Source organism: Vibrio sp. L5-1, assembly GCF_021728315.1.
Taxonomy (GTDB): domain Bacteria; phylum Pseudomonadota; class Gammaproteobacteria; order Enterobacterales; family Vibrionaceae; genus Vibrio; species Vibrio splendidus_K.
This window is the reverse complement of the sequence record NZ_JAKKCQ010000001.1, coordinates 121,879-141,465: the sequence shown is the minus strand read 5'-3', so window position 1 is coordinate 141,465 and position 19,587 is coordinate 121,879. Positions and strand designations below refer to the sequence as shown.

Below are 19,587 nucleotides of genomic sequence, written 5' to 3'. Positions count from 1 at the left end.
CTTTTCATAACAATCACTTATACCTTCATCTTAGTGATAAGCGTGGCAAATATTGAATTTATCTGTCTATTATTATTCTCGATAAATCAATTACTTACGTACGTTAGAGTTGTATTCTAACCATCAGAACTCACCGGTATCTCAAAGCTAGTTAAACTCTATAAATCCAATGCTTGACCCTATACGGTAAGGTGTTTATATTGTCGCCCGCCCAACAGGGCACATCCTAAAATACACACCGGCCATCCTGCCATCATTCGTGTATTTATATTGGTGTTGTGAACTTCCATGCTAACGAAATTTCGTCCTTTTACTCGTGAATCGGGTGCACTTATGCATCTTTCGATTCCAATCATTTTGACTCAAATAGCGACCCAAGCGATGGGATTTGTCGATACGACAATGGCTGGCCAAGTAAGCCCTGCCGACCTCGCCGCTATTGCACTTGGCACCAGCCTTTGGATCCCAGTGTTACTTCTTCTACGTGGTGTGATTATGGCGTTAACGCCTGTTGTCGCTTACCACCGCGGCGCACGTGACTTTCAAAGTATCTCTGTTGAATTCTTCCAGATGGTTTGGTTAGCATTAATCGCGAGTGTACTGCTTATCGCTTATTTGGTGAGTGCTAAACCGATCTTAGAATGGATTGGTGTAGCCGCTGAGATCATCCCTATTGGTAGCGATTATGCCTTTGCCCTAGCCTTTGGTGTGCCTGGTATTGCCCTGTTCTACACTTTGAACGGCTTCTGTGAAGGGATGAACAATACCAAAGTACCAATGATCATTTCTGTGGTTGGGTTGTTGGTGAATATTCCGGTCAACTACGTACTTATCTACGGAAAGTTCGGCTTCCCTGAAATGGGCGCTGTAGGTTGTGGTTGGGCAACAAGTTTGGTGTATTGGTTAATGTCGGGAATGCTGTATTCCTACATTAAAGGTCATCACCACTACAAGACCATTATTAGCTTTGCCGATGCAAAACCAAAAGCAAAAGAGATGCTTCACCTTCTAAGGTTAGGTTTACCTATCGGGATGAACATTGCGGTATGTGGCAGTATCTTTGCGGTAATCGCTCTGATGATTGGTCGTATTGGTGCAGAGAACGTGGCAGCGGCGCAAATTGCTCTGAATATATCGAGCCTGACATACGTGATTCCAATGAGTATATCATTTGGCATTACAATTCGTGTTGGGCACGCTTTGGGTGAAAAAGACGAACTTGGCGCGATTGAACGTAGCAAAGTCGGTATCTTGGTTGCAGCTTTAATCTCGCTTCTTTCAGTGGCTATGTTCCTACTGTTCCCTGAATGGATAATCAGGCTTTACACCACCGACCCTGCAATAAGCGCTACGGCAGCGGTGTTGTTAACCTTTACGGCGATGTACCAATTCAGCGATGCATTACAAACATCCGCTAACGGTGCATTACGTGGTTATAAAGATACTAAGATCCCAATGATCTTAGCCATCGCTTCATATTGGGGCTTGGCACTGCCACTCGGCATGGTGCTAGGACTAACAGACCATATTGTTCCAGCAATGGGTGAAGAAGGCTTTTGGATTGGTATCCTAACGGGCTTGAGTGTTTCAGCGACGCTGATGTTAATTCGCTTGCGATACGTGATTAAGAAGCGTGACTTGCCACCAGCAAGTGCTCCATTGGTAAACTAAGACAAATCATTAAGCTAATACAAAAAAGCGCGTTATTGCTACTCGGCAATAACGCGCTTTTTTATTGAATTTCTATAAACCAGATGATGTGCTTGGTTTAACACTCATCGTTCATAACACGAACTGTACACTCACAACCATCTACTGGACATGTGTCTCCACTTGTCCTGCCGCCAAAAGAATCATAGATAACATAACAACCCGAAGGTAAGGCATCGTCGGTAATGTTATTGCTGTTCAGGTCTGCGTCGCTAAAAGGTTGATTGTATCCGACTACCGTATGTCTATTTCCATAATCTGAGATAATACTGTCATCATCTGACAATGTGAGGAAATCGAGCATTTTTAATTTGTCTCCGGACTCCCCTTGACTTTCAGGACATAGCGTTCCCCAATCGACTTCAACGCTACCAATACCAAAGTCAATCACATAGTTGCTCTGGTCACCTGGGTTTGCTGCGTCCGGGTTAAGTCCAACAATAATGGCTTTAGAAGTCACCTGCGTGATAACGCCTTCCATAGCACCAGCAACCCCCTCTAGTACCGCTTCTCTTGCTGACTCTTGAATATTGAGAAACCTCGGGGCAGCGGTAACGGCCAATACTCCGAGTATCACGATCACAATGATTAATTCCATTAAAGTAAATCCGTTTTTCTTCATAACACCCACATCAACTGACAGCTACAGATACAATTACTGAATGAATTATCAATAACTATACATCGTGATGAGATGCGGAACACCTTATGTGTCACGTCAGAGCTGTTGTTTAGTCGATTTTTAGACCTTGCGCATGGGAGGATGAAAATTAGCACCTTGTTGTCGCTGTCTTATTTGATCGCGTTGTTTTGAATGAGCTAAATTGTCGATATTACACTGCAGGTACATTCTTCATTTCTGTTGCGCTCTATCGGAGTATCTGCGTCGGCATGTCGCAAAAAAATAGCGCTCATGTATGACATAAGCGCTATTAAATAACTGGAGACTCACACATCTCTTAAAGAGATATGTTGGGAAGTCTAGATTTTAAATGAACCGACATAACGATCGAGAACTTGTGACAACTCTGCCAGCTGCTGACTTGATTGCTCTAATTTCTCACTTGCGCTCAAACCGTTTTTGACTGAGCTATTAACCGTATCCATGTTCATATTAATTTCATTCGCTACCGCTGATTGCTGCTCCGTTGCCGTTGCGACTTGCGTGTTAATATCGAGAATAGCTAATACTTGCGTGGAAATTTTTTCCAAAGCTTGGCGAGCCATTTCAGTTTCAGTCGTACCCTCTTCAATTAAGCTCTTACTATTACTCATCGAACTAACAGCGTTCTTAGCTTCGGTTTGAAGTTGGTTGATCATAGTGTCAATTTCATCGGTAGATTGTGCTGTTTTTGTCGCTAGGTTACGAACTTCATCAGCAACGACAGCAAAGCCTCGGCCAGCTTCACCAGCACGTGCAGCTTCAATTGCAGCATTAAGTGCCAGCAAGTTCGTTTGCTCAGAGATACCTCGAATAACGTCAAGAATAGTACCGATCGACTGAGTATTTTCAGCAAGGCTCACAATGATGTCAGAAGCACTATTCATTTCGGCTTCAAGGTTCGAGATTGAAGTCGTGGTCTTCTCAATCGTCTTATGACCTTCTTGAGTTTCACTCGCTGCCATGTTTGCCGCGCTTGCAGCACCAGCCGCGCTAGATGCAATTTCATTAACCGTGGCAATCATTTCATTCATAGACGTCACGACCAACATAGTTTGTTCGTTCTGTTCTTGCCCTCTTTGCAATGCTTGCTGCGACTGTTCACGAAGCCCAATAGCGGTCTTATTTAATTCGACACCCGTATTCACTGTTTGCGTAATTATCTCGTGCACCTTGCCAACGAACACATTGAAAGCCGATGAGATTTGAGCAACTTCGTCATTCCCTTTGATTGGCAAACGTACTGAGAGATCACCATCGCCTTCAGAAATATCATGCAATGTATTTTTCAATACCAAGAGAGGTTGCATCAGTTTACTAAGAAGAAGTGATAGAACAACGAGACAAACAACAAAAATGAAAACCATTGAAGCGAGCTGGTAGCTAATAATGCCATTCGTTGCTTGGCTAACCTCTGTGATAGGAATGCCGATATCAAAGGTGCCGTACAGCTCACCGTTGACGTAGATAGGTGCCATGATGTCAAACACCCATACTTTTTGAACATCAGCGTACCATTTTGAATACTGTTGTACGCCTTGGGTTGCACCTTTAACGGTATAGCTATCTTCGTAAACCTTATTAAGTTTATTTTTATCGCTGTGAGCAATAGCACTTACGTTACTATCGATAACAATGGCATAAGTGACATCAGACCGCTGTTTCAGCTCGCCCACCAGCTTTTGTAAATCTTGAACTGGATTGTCCGAATTCTCTAAGATATACCCAGCATTCCCAGCCAAAAATTCAGCTTGAACTTGAGATTTGTTCAATATTATCTCATCAATTTTTTCGCTTGAAATGAAATAAGTTGACGCCATACTCGCAGCGACGGCAATGCCAAACATAATAAAAACGGCAAATAGGATTGTTTTCTTCATTTAGGTTGTCTCGACGCAAGTTTGTTAAAAGTTCTCTAAAGGTTTCAAAAAGCGAAACCAAAGCTCGCACGTTTTATCTCGTGTTAGAGCTCGCCTCTATTCCTTTATCTGTAAAAAGCCCGATAACTTTAGCCGAAGAATACAAAAAACATATATTGATCACGTTTATGCAACACGTAAAATTCTTCAATAAAGGTCAATTAACTGGAAATCAAGTAGTTGGAGTTCAGGTTAGAAGAAAAAAATGTCGATGAACAAATAAGTGCAAGAACACCAATTAAAGTAGCGGCGGTTCAGGTCGATATACCTAATCTAACCTAATCACATAGACAGCCCAATAAGAGCCTTCTTTAGTTCGCTGCGATACAAAAACACTCTTCCCATTAATCGACTTCTAACAAAGACGTCACCCATTTTTGTAGCGGATCATCGTTATACCTTGGGTGCCATGCGGCTATCACATCAAAACTCTCGGGTGATTGTTCCATTGGAATAGTCACCAAGTTCAGCCCTTCGATTGCCCTTGATGGTAAGAAAGCAATAGAGTCAGTAGTGTTTAAATACATAGGTACGATAGAGAAACACGGTGCAGATACCACCACGTTACGCTTTAGCCCAAACTGACCGAACCATTCATCAATCGACCCTTTGAAGTTTGGACGCGATGGTGAAGCAATAATGGTTGGATAGGTCGCCACCTCCTCTAATGAAGGCGTGATTTGTGCTATTGAAGAATGAGGTGATGCAACACACACATGGTGCTCTTCAAACAGCGTGATTACTTTGTAGCTGCTTGGAATGTAGTCCGGAAACGCGATCGCTAAGTTAACCTTGCCGCTTTCCATTAGCTCGTGCAGATTGTCGATTTCGAAGTCACGCACAATCAACTTTAACTCTGGCGCTTGCTCCCTTAGCTTTGCAATTAAGCTTGGTAGGATGATCTGCTGGGCATAATCCGTCGCCGCAATCACAAACGTCCCGTTAGCTTTCTCTGGTATGAAATTTGTTCTAGATAACAACAAATTGAAATCGATCAGTAAACGATCAACACCAACAGATAACTCTTGTGCGAAGGTGGTCGGAACAAAGCCGTTGGTTTTTCTCACAAACAGCCTATCGTCGAACACTTCTCGCAGCTTCTTCAAATGCTCACTAACAGCTTGCTGGGTCAGCCCCAATTGATTCGCAGCTTTAGACGCGTTCTCTTCACGGATTAAAGCTTGGAAAACTCTAAGTTGCTTTATGTCTAATCGGTCTAGTTTGCTCACACGCACTCGCTTCGGTGAAGTTGGATTCCATATCAGTGTAACACTCAACAAGTAAAACCAGTAACACTCACAACTAAGCTTTGTTTCTACTTGTTTAGCTATTTGGTTAAAGTTCTTCCATCGAAACATATACAGATCGGAGAACAACATGAAAACAATCATTCTAATTGGCGCACGTGGCAAGATGGGTCAAGCAGCATTAATGGGCTTAGGCAATCATAACGTTATCACTGCGGGTCGCTCTGGCGATGTCGACCATATTGTTGACATCACTGACCTACAATCAATTGAGGCGCTTTACAAGAAAGTGGGACACTTTGATGCGGTTGTGAACACCGTCGGCCTTTGCGAATACAATACCTTTGCAGATATGACGGAAGAACAGTGGATGACTACAGTAATGAGCAAAATGATGGGACAAATTAACCTTGTTCGTATCGGCCAAAAGTACATCGGTGACGGTGGTTCATTTACGCTGATTAGTGGCATATTGAACGTTAAACCAATCCCTTTCGCTATTGCTGACGCAACCACCAGCGGCGCAATTGATACCTTCGTTAAGACTGTCGCTTATGAAATGCCAAGAAACACACGTATCAATGTAATCAACCCAACGGTTCTTGCTGAAGCATGGGATGTTTACGGTGAAATGATGCCAGGCTTTGAACCTGTACCGAGCAAATTAGTTGGTAAAGCCTTCGAGCGTTCTGTCGATGGCTTCATTACCGGTGAAGTGATTTTTGTAGATGCTTAGATTTAGCAAATGAACCGTATTTATAAGCGCTCGCTTTTTATAAGAATTGTTTTTACAAGCACATAGTCCATTTCTCTCTAACAAAAAAGGCGAGCCATTCGGTTCGCCTTCTTGTTTAAAGAGTCGTGCTTAAAAAGTCGTGTTTATCGATTTATCGCCAAATATGAGCCAGCCGCAATCATTATTCCACCAGCACTTTGGTTCAACCTTTTATGTGCACGTGGCGTTTTAAGTAAACTGGCCATTCTGCCCGCGCCCATTGCAATGAGCATTAAACCAGACATCAGCGCAACAGCCGCCAAAACAGAAACCAAGACGATGTCTTGTGAGCGCAAAACAGTCAGGTCGACGAAGGTCGGCAAAAATGAAATATAAAAGAGAATCACTTTAGGGTTTGATGCTGAGATCAAAAAGCCTTGTGCGAAACTGGCGAGTTCCGATTTCTGACTTTGTTTGGCAGCGAGCTCCGCTGAGCCTTGCACTTCCGGTAGGCTCTTAAACATCTTGTAGCCTAAGTAAATCAAATAAGCCGCACCAACGTAGCGAATTACCTCAAAAGCAAACGACCAGTTCTCAGCAATCGTCGCGAGACCAAAACAGGCAAGCGCAAGATAGATAAGATCACTGCATATCATCCCCAACGAGAGAGTGATGCACTTTCGCCAACCGTTAACCATGCCACGAGCTAAAATGGCAAACACGCCAGGCCCCGGAGTAATACCAAATATAAACATGGCAATAAAGAATGTAATCGCACCTTCTAATGACATTGGACTGTCCTTATCTATAACCCAACATAATTGATCATGAACGTATCATGGAGCTTCGATTCGGGTAAAGAACGTTTTTGACTAAGCACGTTTAACACAACTCATGTTTAGAATAAGTGTCACACGTAATTTCCCCGCTAAGCCTAAGCCTAAGCCTAAAGCTGAAACTGAAACTGAAACTGAAACTGAGCGTTTTTCGTTAAGACACAAAAAAGGCGAACCTAGTGGCTCGCCTTTGAAAAATATTGATTACAAATCAACGTAACAAGATTAGTTCGCTATTGGTGACAACAACTCTGGGTTTACAACTATGTTTCTCACACCATGCGCGTGATCTTCGTTGAAGTCATTGCCTTCACACCAGCTGCCAACCGTCGCAATGTTTACTTTCGCTACTTGTGGTCTCACGCTCCATGTTACTTGGAACGGTGAACCTTGTTCATTGTAGCCAGGGCCCGTTGTAGAGCCTGCGTATTGAATCGCTGAGCCCGTATTTTGTGGAATGTTCGGGGCTTGGTTTAAACCGTTGACTTTAGAGTGTTTCGCTAATGCTTCGAAGTCGAGAGCTTTGTCGTCATTAACTAATACATAGACTTGAGTTTCAACACGCAATTGTGGATTGGTAATCGCATCGTTAAAACAAGCGCCCAATGTTTCACCCGGTTCAACTTGCGCCGTTGAATACACGTAATGCACCTCAATAGTATCTCCCGAGTGAAGAGAACCATGATCACTTGGACAAACCTTTTGATCAAATGGATTAAGTTCAGCCGCACTTAGCTTACCTGTGTATTTGAAACCACTTTGGAAGCCCTTTCCATCACCATTGCCAGCGTATTGAGTAAACTCACCCCCTTTATGCTCGGCGTTCTTGTGAAAGTGAATATTACATAAGTTCATTGCTGTTGAATCTGGCGCATCCGAAAACAGGCGGGCGTTAGTTCCCTTTAAAGAGTCCAAATCTCGTGGGGCTTGCGGTCCAAAACCTTTCCCTTGAGTATTTTCAGAAAGGTTCGCTCTTTGTTCGGCGATAACTCCATCTGAAACAGCTTCATGATTCGCGCTAGATGCATTTGCTTGAGCCGATAACATGACCATCGCAACGCTTAAAAACACACTCTTGTTCTTCATATCTCTTCCCTAGAATATTGATAACTTAATCTAAACATCGAACTTCACAACAAACATATTACTATGCTCCAAAGTGAATATAAGACATTGTCTTAGCAAGATTAGATTTCATTGCTTACTTTTGGGTAAGAGTATTAAAAGCCTTGATGCATATAACAAGTCGAATACAGTAAATACGACTAGTCCCTTCCAGAACGAGAAAATTCCTACTTTAGTTGACTGTGTTTTGACTTAATCAGATAGAGTTGTGGATATTGAACAACAAACATAATAGCCAACAGAACGATGAGTTAATTAGGCTGCGATATAAAAAAGGCGAACCACTTAGCTCGCCTTCATCGCTTCATTACAAAGTTTAGCTTAGAGCTCGCCCCCAACTTGCTTATCCATGGCCCGTCGCAAATATCCCGAAGGTCAGAATGTTCAATGTGTCTGTCACACCCTCTAACGATTTAATGACCTTCTTGGTTGGTTCATTATTTTGCAAGAAATAGTTTCCTATGCCCTTTTCACTATCGTGCTCATCGGCCGCGTGTTTTGCCGTTATTTGAGAGGTTTCTGTTGATGTAAGCTCTGTCTTAGTGTGTGTATTCGAATCTTCATTTGAGTCAGACGATGTATTTACATCTAAAGTCGTATTTGGTTCTAGGTTCGCTTTGGAATTTGGGAGCACATTAGAATCATCGTTGCCACCAGCATCATATAAAGGCTCATCACCCGTTTTAGCATTTGCGTCAGTACCGGAGTTTGTTTCTGTACTAATGTCTAGATTGGTCTCTTCCTCTACACTTTTAGATACAGTGTCTTCGTTACTTAATGTCTTATCATCAAGTTGATTGTTGCTCGTTGTAGAACAAGCCGTCAAAAGAAATAGGCTAACGATGAATGTGATTAAATTTCTCAGCATAGGGATTAGATTTTGAATTAATCAAACATTGTTCGATTGTAATTTATTTGGCTTTCAACATCCAGCATCTATTGGCTCTAAAGGCAGTTGGTGTGCTATTAAGTTTCTATTAAACGGTCTGGTATTTTGCTCTCTCCAACATCTAGTAATTGGATATTTCAATCAGGTTACCATCAGGGTCTCGAACATAGACAGAAACGATTTTACCCGTTGCGCCTGTTCGCGGTACTGGTCCCTCTTCTATCACGACTCCTTGCACTTGGATATGCTCAATAACATCAATCATGGGCGTATTGGTAATAAAGCAGAGATCGGCACTGCCAGCTTGCACGCACTCAGCCTTTGGCTCGAACTCATTACCTCTTTGATGAAGATTAATCTTTTGATTACCAAACGATAAAGCCAAACGCCCTTCACCGAATTGGATTGGCTTCATACCTAACACGTTGTGATAAAAATCCACCGTCACGGATAAGTCTTTAACGGTTAATACCAAATGGTCCAAATGGCTAATTTCCAATTTAATCATCCTTATCTCGTCGTTACTAAATGTTGAATATAAAATGCTGAATAACGCTAAGTTACATACTCTAATGTTGGGTTTGCTAACACAAGATAAGCGTACACCTTCACTTCTCACTTTGAACGAATAAAGGGAGCACAGACTGCGCTCCCTTCTCATAGGTTTTAGCTAACTTGAATCACTTTAAGTCGTTTTAACTAGTCACAAGTACCTTCAAATACCCAGTACCAATAATTGTTGAACGGGTCGGCTCCCCAGTTATCCGCAGACGCTGAGAATCTATTGCCATAATATTGAATTGCTGTGCCCGCGGGGTAATAGTAATTTGGGTTCCACTCTTGAAGGTTATCGCACAAACCTTGTGGTTCTGGTTGTGGCTCAGGTTGAGGAGCTTCTAGGTCAGCACTCACAGCAACATACGCATCCATCGAAGCTTGAGCCCCAGAAGCCATCACGTAAATGTCGGCACCCGTTACACCATTGAGACCACAATATTCTCGGTTACCTTGATTAGTTGACGCACAATCGTAGTCACTCAGCGTGGCTGGTCGACCGATCGCAACGTACATATCTACTTCACCGTACCCATTATAAGTCTGCACCCATACCTCATCGGCTGGTGTGTTTTTGAGAACGAACTGTTGCTGATCCGCGCCGTCACTCAAGATAGGCGTTGGCATATTGATCTCTAGGTCCACAACGTCTGAATTTGGTGATGGTAATGGTGGATTAGGCTGACCAGAACCACAGTGTTCTACATCAATGCCTACTTCGTTAAAAGCAATCCTTACCGCAGAGGTTTCATAACCAAGATCTTGGGCCGCTTTGCAGACACCGTCAGCACCTTGTTGGAAATCCGAGTTAGGTGTCCAATAAAGTTGGTTAGCGGTCGCGTAGGCCTCAAAAGCTTTCTTAATTCCCCAGTTATTGCTTGTTGATAAATGGTAGAACGCTTTATTGAAAATGCCTGAACTATGGTGAACATCAATGCCGTTGTAGTACTGGTTGACGTGGTCAATAGACACACCATCTTGGCTTGGTTGAATGAAGTAACGCATTGCATCACTATGTTTCATCACATGTTCGCCCATCTTCCAATTGAAGCTACCGTGCACATATTCACTTAATGCTGCTGCTGCCACATCAGAAAAGGATTCATTCATTCCTCCCGACATTCCACGATATTCTAAGCCTGAGTTTTGTTCGGTAAAGCCGTGGCTGACTTCATGGGCGATCACATCCCATGTTGCTAGCGGATACATCGATTGGTTACCATCGCCGAATGTCATTTGACGACCGTCCCAAAATGCGTTCCCATAATTTGAACCATAGTGAACACGCATCGTGAGCTTTTGTTTAATCGGACGTGTATTTAGCCAATCTTGGTACATGTCGAATACACGTTGGCCAAAATAATGAGCGTCATTCATCGGCGCATACGCACCATTCACTGCGCGATAATTGTTAACGTTCACGCCATTATTATCGCTACAGCTAAATTGATGTATCTGCCCAGAGCTTTGCTGATTGTTCATGTTCAGAGTAACGACGTTCTCGCTGTCCATTTGGCAATACGGGTTAACCTGAAAACCGCCATACTGTGTGTTTGAGCCAAAATAATAACGCCCACTTTTTTCGTTACCGCCAGGACCTTCAGCCTCAAGAAAAGCGATGCCTTCCCACTGTTCCAATAGCTCACCAGATTTAGCATCCACAAGCGTAATCGGCCTTGAAGGAGCCATCCCTTTAGTCTGTAAGAAATCAATTTTATAGATGAGCCGAGCAGACTGCTGATCATCAAGCCAAATAACAAGCTCAGTGTGAGGGTCACGGATAGTAGCCGCGGCAATACCTTTGTGTTGTGACTTCGCAATATCAACGGCCTGTTTAGCATTAATCATGGGCAGTGTTGAACCAATATCTGACTCAATACCGGTTAACACTTGGCCATCAACAGCCTTTGCCACACCTTGCTTAGAAAGATCAACGACCACAGATTGTCCATAAACAGGGATTCCATAATGGATCTGCTTCTTACGTAAAAGTGTTGTTGTATTGGTGTTTACTCGGCTTATATCTTGATAAGACAGTGGTTCACTGGCTACTGTAAGCCCTTGTTTTGTATTATTAAGTACTTTAGACAAGTCAACCTTCGAATAGTCAACAACATTAGCAGCTTGAGAAGTAAACGCTATCGGGAATAGCATTATTAAATGTGCACTACGCATATGTAACCTTTTATAATTATGTTTTACAAATTCACCAACTTGATGAGCGCGTATCTTAACGATAGATATTCCACATATAGAAATAAACCTAGTTGCATACGTGAGCTTAATTCAAAACATAATTACTGGAGCAAGACGAACTGAGACATGCAGTCAAAAAAAGTAAGTAAAATCTGATGGTTAACTGAAGCAATGTAATAAGAAGAACGAGAAAACACGAATTTATCCTCATGTCTTTTATATCCATATACAAAGAACTGAACCCAAAGATTGAACATTATTCGTCGCCTCTTTGGGTTAACGACGACGAAAGCGCAGCGTCGACAAATTCAACGGTTTGAATTCCATGATTACCTTCCGAAGAATAACCATGATGAGTGCTTGCTGGTACTTTGGTGAAACGTGTTATTTATCAACCCATATCAGCAATAAACAGATATAGGTTGGAATTCATTAACTTAGTCTTCACGCTTGTTTAGTGTGTAGTTAACTACACTGTCTTCTCCCACAATGAACACCCAAACATTTTCGCCGTCGACAAAGTGAAATTCATTGGTCGACTCATTCGACTCCAATTTCGCAATAAACTCGGACAATGCTGGCTCGTTGATGATAAAGCGTCCTTTTGAAGTATTCGCATCCAGATCGTTATTCACTTCAATATTCAAAGTAGATTTAGGCAGGATGTCGGGTAACCAACCTCTGTCAAACAAGCGTTCTACTTTGGCTTGTGCATAAGTCGAGTATTCATCGCTGACTACATCTGAACAACCCGACATTAGGGCCAGAGCCGAAAATAAGGCAGGAAGTAAAACGTTAATTTTCATTTAATTACCATCACTTGAAGATAAGGTTTTGAGGTCGTGCTTTGCCACATAACCTCAAAGACATTCATAAAAGACATTTTATAAATCAATCGTAATCACCATTCAAATCAATTGACTTTATTTACATCCAAACCAGTCATTGAATACCAAACTCTTGATTACTAAGTCATCGCGCTTTCACTCTCCCGCCGTTTAGCCTGTAACAGGTGCAGTCAATGCTAGATAATATTCAGACCAAAGACGCCTTTTACATCGAACAATACCTTTTGCGTTCTTTCCCTAGAGACTTCGCTACCATTTCGCAAAATATCGATGAGCTGCGCTTTGTCATCCAACAACTCAGATCTTCTTTCACGAATAGGACGAAGCATCTCTTGCAGGCACTCTTCCAACACTTTCTTAGTGTATCCATCGCCGAGCCCACCTCTTTGATAATGCTCTTTTAGCTGACTGACATAGTTAACGTCTGTGTGAAAAGCATCAAGATAAGTGAACACGATGTTCCCTTCTACCTTGCCTGGATCTTCAATTCGTAGATGGTTTGGGTCGGTATACATGGATTTAACGGCAGCTCTGATCTCCTTTTCTGTTGAACCAAGATTAATGGCGTTGCCCATCGATTTAGACATCTTACTTTTACCATCAGTACTAGGGAGACGCGAGGCGTTGCTGAGAAGTGGCCTGCATTCATTCAAGATTGGTTTGCCAGCGAGCGAATTTAACTTTCGCACGATCTCATTGGTTTGTTCTAACATCGGCAGTTGGTCATCACCGACAGGTACTAAAGTCGCGTTGAAAGCGGTGATGTCTGCCGCCTGTGAGATTGGATAAGTGAGGAATCCTGCTGGAATTGAGCGTCCAAATGCTTTGTTTTGAATCTCGCTTTTGACCGTTGGATTACGTTCCAAACGAGCGATAGAAACAAGATTACTGTAGAACATGGTGAGCTCAGCTAACACCGGCAACTGTGATTGTAAACAAATCGTGGTCTTCGCCGGATCAATTCCAACAGCAAGATAGTCAGCGACTACATTGAGAATGTTAGAAGAAACCTTCGAGGGGTTATGGGCGTTGTCGGTCAGCCCTTGCATGTCGGCGACCAATATCGTTTGGTCGTGAATATGCTGCAAAGAAACTCTTTGTTCGAGAGAACCGACGTAATGGCCTAAATGCAAAGGCCCAGTTGCTCTATCGCCAGTCAGAATGATTTCAGGCTTGTTGGTATTGTTCTTACTGCCAGCGCTATAGTTGCTGACCGCATCGCTGTTGCTATCAATATGGCTGTTTGAATGGGTTTTCATGAGGTATCTCCAAGTTAGAAAGGCTACTGGAGATAAAAAGAGGCGACATTTTTGATGACATTCTTAGCTACCGTCCAGCAGCTAAAGAATGTGAATATTCCGTGCTGCTCTATTAAGAGCACCACCAAAAGAAAATTGAAGTTGAAGCAGAATTAAATTTCATGGTTAAAACCTATCAACAATACAGACTAGCGACAACTGTTATTTACGCGCACCAAGAAAATAGGTTTTAAGATTAACAGGTTATAAGCTTAATCTTTACCGGAACACAGTTCAGTGGTTCGGTCACACATGGCTTGGTTAACTGTGAAGTGGGTGTTGAGGAACGCTAGTTGGGCAAGTGCTGATTCAGCGGTGCGCTCGTAACCTTGGGTAAAGGTTGGTAGCAATTGGGCAAACTTAGGAAAGCGCGCTTCTAGCCTTCTATCCGACATAAACTCATCGACGAATTCAGGCTCAGAATGTTCAGTTTGATCCACAAGATCGATCAAACGATCAAGTGCGTAAGATTGAACGAACCGACTCCCAGCCAGCTTTTCGCCTCGATTATAACGAGACATGCCGACATAAAGATTGGTAAGTGCCTCACCAATGATCCACTCTTGGGAGTTAGTGTCTGACTCCCCTTTTACGGGAGGAATACAACACTGCGTATCAAATTCCGGTTGCTGCCAAACAATGCGCCCTTCAGCAAATGGAATATGCGCTAACTCGTGGGGTTCAAACACAGCAAATTCGCAGAAGATTCCGTCAGCGTAAAGCACTTTATAACCATCGACGGTGTTTCTTACGGCATAGTCGATTGGGTGAATATCAGAGAGCCAATGCAAACTGTCTAAGAAATACTGCTTGTGCCCTGTTTGTACTATCGCGAAAAAATCGACATCTGAATACTGATCCAATCGTTCTGTCTCAATACCGACTGAGCCCAATCCCAATAAAGCATGAGCCTTACCCGATGCTTCCAAAGACTGCCCAATCGCATCTAAACGCTGTAGTAATTTTTCTGGTGTGTTTATGTGTCTTGTCTGCATCACTTTATCCGTTTGCATTGCTCAATCCCTATCAAGTTGAATGCCACTCAACCTAACTGATAGTTAGAACATCTATGAAGTCTAATTTATAAAATATGTGTTTTGGATAACGATCTGCGCAAGTTATTGTTTGAATTACGGTGGGAATTGGAGATGAGAAAGAGTGTGTTCAAGCTATAAACATCACTCTTCTCTCCTGACTTATCTGTTTAACCGCTTACATTTATAAACACCCAGTTTATAAACGATCAACTTACAAACGCTTTAGGGCTAAACCGACGATTTTTCCAAGTAAGCGGCCATTTCTTGCTCTGGCACCATGCCACCACCAGTCGCCCAAACAAGATGCGTTGCATTCGCTAGCGTCGACTCATCAATCTCTAGGCGATCAAGATATTCTCTATTCTGCTCAACATGAATCACACCCGGCATGCCCGCGAGTGCTGAAGGCTCTAGTTGAATCCCCTCGGCTTGATTCAGTTCACTTAGTAATTGATACATGTGCTCGTCGGTTAATGTGTAGTAACCATCAAGCAAACGCTCCATCGCACGACCAACAAAGCCAGAAGCACGCCCCACCGCTAAACCGTCTGCAGCAGTTAGATTGTCTATCCCCAGATCTTGCACTGCGATCTCATCATGCAAACCCGAGTGAACACCAAGCAACATGCAAGGCGAATGAGTCGGCTCAGCAAAAATACAGTGCACGTGATCACCAAAAGCCATTTTCAATCCAAATGCGACACCACCGGGGCCACCACCTACTCCACATGGCAAGTAAACAAACAAAGGATGCTGTTCATTAACCACAATCCCCTGTAACTCGAATTGCTGCTTAAGCCTTTCTCCTGCGACAGAGTAACCAAGGAACAGTGTTTGTGAGTTTTCATCATCAATGAAAAAGCATCGAGGATCTTGTTCTGCCTCTTTCCGTCCTTGTTCTACTGCAACGCCATAATCTTGTTGATACTCGACCACGTTAACACCGTGCTCTCGCAGTTTACTTTTCTTCCAAGCTCTCGCGTCTGCCGACATGTGAACAGAGACCGTAAAGCCCAATTTGGCACTCATGATACCGATCGACATGCCTAGGTTACCCGTTGAACCTACTGCAATGCTGTATTGTTGGAAGAAGTTACGAAACTCAGGTTCGAGCAACTTGCTGTAGTCATCGCTTTCACATAGTAACCCGGCTTCAATCGCAAGCTTCTCGGCATGCGTTAGTACTTCATAAATACCTCCGCGCGCTTTGATTGAACCTGAAATCGGCAAATGGCTGTCTTTCTTCATCATCAAACGCCCTTTTATTGGCTGCTGATAATGAGCTTCTAATGCCAACTTCATTGCAGGGATATCGATAAGCTCAGATTCGATGATGCCATTCGTCACATGAGTTTCAGGAAATGCCTTCGCCAGATAAGGGGCAAACCTTTGTAACCTCAAACTCGCATCATGAATATCTTGTTCGCCCAATCCCACATAAGGTAAACCGCGCTCCAGAGTCGTCACATTTGGGTTAAACCAAACCACTTCTTCCAATGCAATCAATTGTTGAAGCAGTGGGAAATCTGAGATGAGTTTATGGATATTCAATATGGTCATGGATTACCTTTTTTGGTAAAGCGCGCGCGACGCTGGTTCAGTCATTAGTAAACCTATTTAAACGGTATTTGTGTAATCATTCAATGACCTGTAGGCTAGCTTTTCTTCTCATAAGCAAACAGTAGAACAACCTATGAGCGCCTCTCTTCGTAATAGCATTTTCGTCATGTTAGGGATTCTATTCCTAGCACTTAACCTTCGTGGGCCTTTTACGAGCTTGGCTCCTGTGCTTTCTCAGGTTATGGAAGGCCTCAACCTTACGTCGTCGGCTGCTGGCTTCTTAACAGCTTTGCCACTGTTAACTTTTGCCTTATTTTCACCATTAGTCACCAAGATATCTCAACGAATTGGCCTAGAACCTAGTCTGCTCTTAGGCTTAGTTTTGATCACTACGGGTATTACACTGCGCTCTTTTGGAGCAATTCCGACTTTATACATCGGCACAGTAATGATTGGACTTGGTATCGCGATTGGTAATGTGTTGTTGCCCGTAGTAGTGAAAATTAGCTTCCCTACTCGTATTGCGACAGTCACTTCTTTGTACATCTTTACTATGGGCATCGGTTCGACGTTAGGCTCAAGTTTGATGGTGCCGTTTTCAAATCTAACCTTATTCACGGTCACGGGTTGGCAATTAGCACTGTTAATGAACCTAATATTCCCAATATTAGCTTTGATGATCTGGTTGCCTAAAATCAGAAAACGCTCTTCTTCATCGACCAATAACAAGCATCAAGAAAAGCCAATTCCGATGAAGAAGATGATCAAGAGTGGCGTTGCATGGCAAGTGACACTAGCTCTTGGGCTTAACTCATTTACCTTCTATTCTTTGGCAGGCTGGCTTCCACAGATCTTGAACGACCTTGGCTACAGCGAAATCGATGCGGGTTATATCTACGGATTTCTACAATTTTCGACTATGGTTCCGGGATTGCTGTTACTGCCGTTCTTAGGTAAAAGCGATAACCAACAATGGCTCATTACGCTTTGTACTTCGAGTGTATTCATTGGATTAATTGGGCTGCTGTATTTGCCTGAGTTTGCGATCTTTTGGGTGGGACTCTTTGGATTAGCCAACTGCTCTACGTTTATTATCGCGCTCTCTTTTGTTGGCCTGAGAACATCGAATAGCAGCCAAGCCGCATCGCTGTCGGGTATGGCGCAAGGAATTGGTTATGCTTTAGCGGCAACAGGTCCAACGCTGGTGGGTAAGCTTCATGCTCAAACCGATTCTTGGAGCGTTCCCATTCTGCTGATCGCATCTGTTGCATTTGCGTGCACGATTTTCGCGGCATTGGCAGCACGAGACAAAAAAGTGAGCGTTTAGGACGAACAGAATGGTTATGGCGTCGTGACTTTATTACTCGCGACTCTATTGCTGACGACGGTTTTGATGTATTCGCTTGGCGACAAACCAAACTTCCCTTTAAAGCGCTGACTAAAACGCCCCTCCGATTGGTAACCGCAAGACTGAGCCAGCATCGCGACATTCTGCTGCCCGTTTTGCATCAGATAAAGCGCGTGACTCAAGCGAACTTCAGCCAGTACCTCACGATATTGCATGCCTTCAAGTTTCAATTTACGGATAAGCGTGGCGCGGCTCATCGCAAAGCGCTCTGCTACCGACTCTAACGGATGTTTCTCGTCCGGTGAATGTGAAAGGTAGTGGCTGAGTTTCTGGCTAAACGAGACGTTTGAGCTAATAAACAATCGATGCAGTACGCCCTTCTCGGCTAATTGCTGGTATAAGCCCTGCAACCAAAACTGCTGGGTCTCTTTACTCATGCTTTGTCTATCAAAGGAAAACAGAGCATTGAGTGAATCTTGTAAGCTTCGGTCCGCTTGTACTGTAGGCAGCCCCAGATCATTCGAGCGTTCCTCACTTAAATCAAGCATCGCCTGAGAAGGTTGGAATTGAAAGCTGAATACACGCGAAAGGAAACGTCCTTTGTGGGGCATGTTCTCAAAACTCAATGACGATGATGCCTCACACAACAGCAGCTCTGAATGTGAGAGTTCTGCCATTGAGTCTTTCCAAAACAGGCGCTTACTGCCTGTAATGATCTGAATGATACTAGGGGATAGAATCCTCACATTACGCAGTTTTTGTAATTGCTCTGCACGAAAGATCGTCACTTGATATTGATGATTCATCTCATCCCCCTTGTTTACTTGTTATCAACGACCAGCTATCCCATCAATAACTGGTCGCTTTATTAGCTTGTGTCAATTATCAACGCGTATAAGTTATTAACGTATTCAAATTATTAGCGTACATAAGCCATTAACGTGTGTAAGTTGTAGTCAGTTTCGCTTTGCCTAAAGCCATGCTGTTCAACGTGAATCCAACCACAGCCGACGGCGTGTTTTCGTCTAGGTTGAGCTTATCCGTTGGCAATGCCCAAACCGCGAACTGGTAGCGGTGCATGCCATCTTTTTCAGGAGGACAAGCGCCACCGAAACCTACCGTTCCATAATCTATGCGGCCTTCTTTGCCACCCACTTTAGAGATGTCGACACCACGAGGTAGCTCGCTCACTGTTGCTGGAATATCAAACGCGACCCAGTGCCAGAAACCACTTTCAGTTGGTGCATCTGGATCATAAGCCGTGATTGCAAAGCTTTTGGTTCCTGCTGGAGCATCTTTCCACATCAACTGCGGTGACAAGTTCTCGCCATCACAGCCCCAACTTGAATATTCAAACGTCTTCGCCATTGGGTGACCTTCTTGAATATCATTACTCGTTAATTCGAATGCCTGAGCCGAGCCCGCTGTTAAGATACTAAGTGCCAATACTGATTTAATGAGTGTTTTCATGGTGGTTCCTCTGATTAGGTATGAGCCCAGTATAGTCCCCTCCATCCGTTCAATAATGACAATAAGTACACAATTATCTAGTTTAATCCATTAAAATGATACTTACTGTATTTCCAATTTATTATTTTAAAACATGACCCACTCGACAATTTGTTGTTAAAGGAACACTTGTT

The 19,587-nt window shown here is 43.2% G+C and carries 17 protein-coding genes; 3 read left to right on the top strand and 14 right to left on the bottom strand.

Translation table 11 applies throughout. The features are described 5' to 3' along the window. The first annotated feature begins 288 nt into the window (after positions 1–288). Positions 289–1,671: an MATE family efflux transporter gene (locus L3V35_RS00510; protein ID WP_017082305.1), complete on the top strand. Its 1,383-nt coding sequence runs from the start codon at positions 289–291 to the stop codon at positions 1,669–1,671. A gap of 97 nt (positions 1,672–1,768) precedes the next feature. Here L3V35_RS00510 and L3V35_RS00505 read toward each other — a convergent pair whose 3' ends face one another. The 3 genes from L3V35_RS00505 to L3V35_RS00495 form a co-directional block, all read right to left on the bottom strand. Then, entirely contained in the window at positions 1,769–2,332 is a 564-nt protein-coding gene (locus L3V35_RS00505; RefSeq protein ID WP_267136071.1) for a type II secretion system protein, read from the bottom strand. 359 nt (positions 2,333–2,691) lie between these two features. Then, on the bottom strand, positions 2,692–4,218 hold the full coding sequence (locus tag L3V35_RS00500; protein ID WP_237298908.1) for a methyl-accepting chemotaxis protein: 1,527 nt from the start codon (positions 4,216–4,218) through the stop codon (positions 2,692–2,694). Positions 4,219–4,634: 416 nt separating this feature from the next. Further along, a complete protein-coding gene (locus tag L3V35_RS00495; RefSeq protein WP_237298095.1) occupies positions 4,635–5,519 on the bottom strand; it encodes a LysR family transcriptional regulator in 885 nt (294 codons plus the stop codon). Positions 5,520–5,667: 148 nt separating this feature from the next. Between L3V35_RS00495 and L3V35_RS00490 the strand changes: the two genes are divergently transcribed. Further along, positions 5,668–6,273 carry a short chain dehydrogenase gene (locus L3V35_RS00490; RefSeq protein WP_237298094.1) on the top strand — a complete coding sequence of 202 codons (606 nt, stop codon included), beginning with the start codon at positions 5,668–5,670 and terminating at the stop codon, positions 6,271–6,273. A gap of 143 nt (positions 6,274–6,416) precedes the next feature. On the opposite strand, the gene L3V35_RS00485 is transcribed toward L3V35_RS00490, so the two are convergent. The 9 genes from L3V35_RS00485 to L3V35_RS00445 all read right to left on the bottom strand — a co-directional run bounded on the left by L3V35_RS00485 (position 6,417) and on the right by L3V35_RS00445 (position 16,596). Then, positions 6,417–7,043 (bottom strand): LysE family translocator, encoded by a 627-nt coding sequence (locus L3V35_RS00485; RefSeq protein WP_017094265.1) that lies wholly within the window; start codon positions 7,041–7,043, stop codon positions 6,417–6,419. Between the two features lie 270 nt (positions 7,044–7,313). Beyond that, on the bottom strand, positions 7,314–8,174 hold the full coding sequence (locus L3V35_RS00480) for a delta-class carbonic anhydrase (protein ID WP_017074386.1): 861 nt from the start codon (positions 8,172–8,174) through the stop codon (positions 7,314–7,316). A gap of 382 nt (positions 8,175–8,556) precedes the next feature. Beyond that, positions 8,557–9,081: a hypothetical protein gene (locus tag L3V35_RS00475; RefSeq protein WP_171307837.1), complete on the bottom strand. Its 525-nt coding sequence runs from the start codon at positions 9,079–9,081 to the stop codon at positions 8,557–8,559. A gap of 142 nt (positions 9,082–9,223) precedes the next feature. Beyond that, positions 9,224–9,601 carry a VOC family protein gene (locus tag L3V35_RS00470; RefSeq protein WP_237298906.1) on the bottom strand — a complete coding sequence of 126 codons (378 nt, stop codon included), beginning with the start codon at positions 9,599–9,601 and terminating at the stop codon, positions 9,224–9,226. Positions 9,602–9,801: 200 nt separating this feature from the next. After that, positions 9,802–11,832: a M4 family metallopeptidase gene (locus L3V35_RS00465; protein ID WP_237298093.1), complete on the bottom strand. Its 2,031-nt coding sequence runs from the start codon at positions 11,830–11,832 to the stop codon at positions 9,802–9,804. A 458-nt stretch (positions 11,833–12,290) separates the two neighbouring features. Next, positions 12,291–12,659, bottom strand: coding sequence for a hypothetical protein (locus tag L3V35_RS00460; RefSeq protein ID WP_237298092.1), 369 nt, complete (start codon positions 12,657–12,659; stop codon positions 12,291–12,293). 218 nt (positions 12,660–12,877) lie between these two features. Next, complete coding sequence (gene trpS, locus L3V35_RS00455) at positions 12,878–13,960, bottom strand: tryptophan--tRNA ligase (protein WP_237298091.1); 1,083 nt, start codon at positions 13,958–13,960, stop codon at positions 12,878–12,880. 251 nt (positions 13,961–14,211) lie between these two features. Continuing rightward, positions 14,212–15,012 carry a hypothetical protein gene (locus L3V35_RS00450; RefSeq protein ID WP_237298090.1) on the bottom strand — a complete coding sequence of 267 codons (801 nt, stop codon included), beginning with the start codon at positions 15,010–15,012 and terminating at the stop codon, positions 14,212–14,214. 252 nt (positions 15,013–15,264) lie between these two features. Beyond that, a complete protein-coding gene (locus tag L3V35_RS00445; protein WP_237298089.1) occupies positions 15,265–16,596 on the bottom strand; it encodes a D-serine ammonia-lyase in 1,332 nt (443 codons plus the stop codon). 133 nt (positions 16,597–16,729) lie between these two features. On the opposite strand from L3V35_RS00445, the gene L3V35_RS00440 reads away from it, so the two are divergent. After that, positions 16,730–17,923 (top strand): MFS transporter, encoded by a 1,194-nt coding sequence (locus tag L3V35_RS00440; protein WP_054541138.1) that lies wholly within the window; start codon positions 16,730–16,732, stop codon positions 17,921–17,923. Between the two features lie 14 nt (positions 17,924–17,937). Here L3V35_RS00440 and L3V35_RS00435 read toward each other — a convergent pair whose 3' ends face one another. Together L3V35_RS00435 and L3V35_RS00430 are read right to left on the bottom strand one after the other, a co-directional pair. Continuing rightward, positions 17,938–18,750 carry a helix-turn-helix transcriptional regulator gene (locus L3V35_RS00435; protein ID WP_237298088.1) on the bottom strand — a complete coding sequence of 271 codons (813 nt, stop codon included), beginning with the start codon at positions 18,748–18,750 and terminating at the stop codon, positions 17,938–17,940. A gap of 130 nt (positions 18,751–18,880) precedes the next feature. Continuing rightward, on the bottom strand, positions 18,881–19,414 hold the full coding sequence (locus L3V35_RS00430) for a YbhB/YbcL family Raf kinase inhibitor-like protein (protein ID WP_237298087.1): 534 nt from the start codon (positions 19,412–19,414) through the stop codon (positions 18,881–18,883). Positions 19,415–19,587 lie beyond the last annotated feature (173 nt).

Coding starts and splice junctions, on each gene's coding strand:
- L3V35_RS00510 (WP_017082305.1), top strand. CDS start 289: ATGCTAACGAAATTTCGTCCTTTTACTCGTGAATCGGGTGCACTTATG.
- L3V35_RS00505 (WP_267136071.1), bottom strand. CDS start 2,332: ATGAAGAAAAACGGATTTACTTTAATGGAATTAATCATTGTGATCGTG.
- L3V35_RS00500 (WP_237298908.1), bottom strand. CDS start 4,218: ATGTTTGGCATTGCCGTCGCTGCGAGTATGGCGTCAACTTATTTCATT.
- L3V35_RS00490 (WP_237298094.1), top strand. CDS start 5,668: ATGAAAACAATCATTCTAATTGGCGCACGTGGCAAGATGGGTCAAGCA.
- L3V35_RS00485 (WP_017094265.1), bottom strand. CDS start 7,043: ATGTCATTAGAAGGTGCGATTACATTCTTTATTGCCATGTTTATATTT.
- L3V35_RS00480 (WP_017074386.1), bottom strand. CDS start 8,174: ATGAAGAACAAGAGTGTGTTTTTAAGCGTTGCGATGGTCATGTTATCG.
- L3V35_RS00475 (WP_171307837.1), bottom strand. CDS start 9,081: ATGCTGAGAAATTTAATCACATTCATCGTTAGCCTATTTCTTTTGACG.
- L3V35_RS00465 (WP_237298093.1), bottom strand. CDS start 11,832: ATGCGTAGTGCACATTTAATAATGCTATTCCCGATAGCGTTTACTTCT.
- L3V35_RS00460 (WP_237298092.1), bottom strand. CDS start 12,659: ATGAAAATTAACGTTTTACTTCCTGCCTTATTTTCGGCTCTGGCCCTA.
- trpS (WP_237298091.1), bottom strand. CDS start 13,960: ATGAAAACCCATTCAAACAGCCATATTGATAGCAACAGCGATGCGGTC.
- L3V35_RS00450 (WP_237298090.1), bottom strand. CDS start 15,012: ATGCAAACGGATAAAGTGATGCAGACAAGACACATAAACACACCAGAA.
- L3V35_RS00445 (WP_237298089.1), bottom strand. CDS start 16,596: ATGACCATATTGAATATCCATAAACTCATCTCAGATTTCCCACTGCTT.
- L3V35_RS00440 (WP_054541138.1), top strand. CDS start 16,730: ATGAGCGCCTCTCTTCGTAATAGCATTTTCGTCATGTTAGGGATTCTA.
- L3V35_RS00435 (WP_237298088.1), bottom strand. CDS start 18,750: ATGAATCATCAATATCAAGTGACGATCTTTCGTGCAGAGCAATTACAA.
- L3V35_RS00430 (WP_237298087.1), bottom strand. CDS start 19,414: ATGAAAACACTCATTAAATCAGTATTGGCACTTAGTATCTTAACAGCG.